The sequence below is a fragment of the Streptomyces racemochromogenes genome, assembly GCF_044129415.1.
GTDB classification, from domain to species: domain Bacteria; phylum Actinomycetota; class Actinomycetes; order Streptomycetales; family Streptomycetaceae; genus Streptomyces; species Streptomyces racemochromogenes_A.
The window spans coordinates 1-3268 of sequence record NZ_JBBDHD010000259.1 but is presented as its reverse complement, the minus strand read 5'-3'; the positions used below and the strand labels follow the sequence as shown (position 1 = coordinate 3268).

Here is a 3268-nt window from a genome sequence, read left to right as displayed (position 1 = left end):
CTCCGGGCTTTCGTTCTTTCTTCGTTTCCGACTCTATCAGATCCTTTCGGGCCTGATTTCCTCGGCGCTTTCCAGGTGGTTCGCTTTCGCGCTTTCCCTTTCCGGCGGTTCCGACTCTATCAGAAGTTTTCCACCGGATTTCCCGGCTTCGGTTTCCTGATTCAGAGCTGGATGTGCCCCAGCGGAATGCAATTCCTTGGATTCTTGGGGGCGAAGAAGAGTTTAAACCGTCGCTGCCGAACTTGTCCAGTTCGAGGCAACCGTTCGAATCTACCTCCCCACTCCGGGTGTGTCAACACCCTTCGCGGGACGACGAGGAGACTAGCAGCTGAGCGGCCTTGTTCGCACATCACGCCGCCGTCGGCAGCGCAGCCGTCTGGTCCGCCTCCTCCACGTCTCCCGCCTCCCCCGCGCGCGACGCCCGGCCGCCCAGGACGAAGACGTACGCGAGGAAGGCGGCCTCCGCGGCGACGCCGATGGCGATGCGGGCCCAGGTCGGGAGGCCCGACGGGGTCACGAAGCCCTCGATCAGGCCCGACACGAAGAGGACCACCGCCAGGCCGATGGCCATGCCGAGGGCGGCGCGGCCCTGTTCCGCCAGGGCCGCGCGGCGGGTGCGGGGACCCGGGTCGACGACCGTCCAGCCCAGCCGCAGGCCCGTCCCGGCGGCGACGAAGACCGCCGTCAGTTCGAGCAGGCCGTGCGGCAGGATCAGGCCGAGGAAGACATCGAGACGGCCCGCGGAGGCCATCAGGCCCAGGCCCACCCCGAGGTTGGCCATGTTCAGGAAGAGGATCCAGAGGACCGGGAGGCCGAGGAAGGCGCCCAGGACCAGGCAGACGGCGGCGGCCTGGGCGTTGTTCGTCCAGACCTTCGCCGCGAAGGAGGCGGCCGGGTGGCTGGAGTAGTACGTCTCGTACTCGCCCCCCGGACGCGTCAGCTGCTTGAGCTGGTCCGGGGCGGCGACAGCCCCCTGCACCTCCGGGTGGGTGGCTATCCACCATCCGATGAGCACGCCCAGGGCCGTGGAGAGCAGGGCCGTGGGTATCCACCACCGGCGGCTGCGGTAGACGGCCGCCGGGAAGCCGGCGGTGAAGAAGCGCGCGGCGTCGCGCCAGCTCGCCCGGCGGGTGCCGGTGACGGTGGAGCGGGCCCGGGCCACGAGCTGGGTGAGGCGGCCCGTGAGCAGCGGGTCGGGGGCGCTCGACTGGATCAGGGACAGGTGGGTGGCGGTGCGCTGGTAGAGGGCGACGAGTTCGTCCGCCTCCGCTCCGGTGAGCCGGCGGCCACGGCCGAGGAGCTGTTCCAGGCGGGCCCATTGCGCCTGGTGGGCGGCTACGAAGACGTCGAGATCCATCCGGTTGTCGCTCCCCTGCCCCTGGCTCGCCCGATACGGCTGCTTCTCCTGCGGCCAGCTTGGCAGACTGGGGTCCGCAGGGGCGGGTCAGGTCGGTGAAAGGGTGCATCCGGTGAGCGGTCTGGTGACGGGGGACGCGGTCGTCCTGGGACTGCGGCCCGCACGGCTGCCGAGTCGGGCGCTGGCTGTGCTGCTCGACCTGACCGTGTACTTCACCGCGTACGTGCTGGTGTCCTTCGCGCTGCTCCTGGCGACCGCCGGGCTCGACGACGCCGCGCAGGCGGCCGTGGCGGTGGCGAGCCTGCTGTTGGTGCTGGTCGGGGTGCCGATCGCGGTGGAGACGCTGAGCCACGGGCGTTCGCTGGGGAAGCTGGCGTGCGGGCTGCGGGTGGTGCGGGAGGACGGCGGGCCGATCCGGTTCCGGCACGCGCTGGTGCGCGGGGCGATGGGGGTCGTGGAGCTGCTGATGACCTTCGGGACGGTGGCCTGCATCGCGTCGCTGGTGTCGGAGCGGGGGCGGCGGCTCGGAGACGTGTTCGCGGGGACGCTCGTGGTGCGGGAGCGGGTGCCGGGGGCGCGGGTGATGCCCGTTCCCCCGCCGCCGCCGTGGCTGGCCGGGCGGTTCACGGGGCTGGACCTGTCGGCGGTGCCGGACGGGCTGTGGCTGGCGATCCGGCAGTACCTGACGCGGATGGACCAGCTGGATCCGCACACGGGCGCGGTGATGGCGGCGCGGCTCGCGGACGACGTGGTGGCGCGGACGGGGGCGCCTGCTCCGGCCGGGGTGCCGGCGGTCGCGTTCCTGATGGCCGTGGTGCACGAGCGGCAGTCGCGGGACGCCGCCCGGGCCTTCGCCTCCGGCGGGGTGGCCGGGGCCGCTCCCGCGCCCGTGCCGTACGGGGGGATGCCGGCGGTTCCCGCTGCCGTGCCGGCTCCGCCCGCCGCGGCGCCCGTTCCGCCGGTGCAGCCCGTTCCGCCGGTGCGGGCCGAGGCGGCCGCCGAGCCCGCGCCGCGTGCCACCGGGTTCGCGCCGCCCGCCTAGTCCTCGGGTCGTCCGAACGGCTCGAACGGCTCGAAGGGTTCGAACTGCTCGGACTCGGTCACCTCGTCGGCGTCCGTGAAGGTGGACGGCGGGGACTCCAGGTGTTCGAGTTCGATGCCGGGGGCGGAGAGGACCACGTCGCCGGCGATGTGGACGGTGTGGACCTCGCCCGTGTCGAGGGCGGTCACCTGGTACTCGTCCACGACGAGCGGTCCGCTGTCGGTGGGGTGCTCGGAGCGGGAGCGCAGGGCCCAGGCCTGGTCGACGGTGCGGGGGGCGAGGACGGGGTCGGTGAGGGCGAGGAGCCGGATCCGGGTGGCGGGGGCGCCGGGGGCCAGGCGCAGCAGGCGGGCCGTGGCGATGAGGAAGGCGGGGGAGGTGCCGGTGAAGCCGGGGGCGGCGACGTTGCCCTCGGTGGCCTCGGTGCCGGTGGGGTCGGTGCGGACCCAGGTGACGCCGTCGATGGCGGCGCCGCGGACCTGCCAGCTCGATGCGTGGACTTCGACGCGGATGGGTCGGCCGAGCGCGTCGACGGCCAGGTCGACGGAGCCGCGGTGGTCGCCGCCGGGGGTGGTGGTCTGGGAGACGTACCGCCAGCCCGAGGGTCCGGGGGCGCAGTGGAAGTGCTCCTCGCCGAGGGGGGTGTGGTCGTGCGGGTCGTGGAGCGAGTAGCGGCCGCGGGGCATGGGGCGTGGTCCTTGGCTGGCGTTGCGGGGTGCGTATGGGGCAGGCCCCCGGCACGGGGTGCCGGGGGCCTGCTTCAGTGTGCGCGATCCGTGGGGACCCGTGGGATCAGTAGCGGTAGTGGTCGGGCTTGTACGGGCCCTCGACCTTGACGCCGATGTACTCGGCCTGCTCCGGACGCAGCG

Annotated in this window: 4 protein-coding genes; 1 reads left to right on the top strand and 3 read right to left on the bottom strand. The window is 72.9% G+C overall.

Translation table 11 applies throughout. The annotated features are described in order from the left end of the window. Positions 1-349: 349 nt before the first annotated feature. Positions 350-1357, bottom strand: coding sequence for a stage II sporulation protein M (locus WDV06_RS36515; protein WP_395514106.1), 1008 nt, complete (start codon positions 1355-1357; stop codon positions 350-352). Positions 1358-1469: 112 nt separating this feature from the next. Here WDV06_RS36515 and WDV06_RS36510 point away from each other — a divergent pair, with 112 nt between their 5' ends. After that, a complete protein-coding gene (locus WDV06_RS36510) occupies positions 1470-2399 on the top strand; it encodes an RDD family protein (protein ID WP_395514105.1) in 930 nt (309 codons plus the stop codon). Here WDV06_RS36510 and WDV06_RS36505 read toward each other — a convergent pair. Further along, positions 2396-3085 carry a hypothetical protein gene (locus tag WDV06_RS36505; RefSeq protein ID WP_395514104.1) on the bottom strand — a complete coding sequence of 230 codons (690 nt, stop codon included), beginning with the start codon at positions 3083-3085 and terminating at the stop codon, positions 2396-2398. The genes WDV06_RS36510 and WDV06_RS36505 overlap by 4 nt on opposite strands. Positions 3086-3191: 106 nt before the next feature. After that, on the bottom strand, positions 3192-3268 hold a 77-nt coding region (locus WDV06_RS36500; protein ID WP_395512075.1), incomplete at its 5' end, for an adenosylhomocysteinase.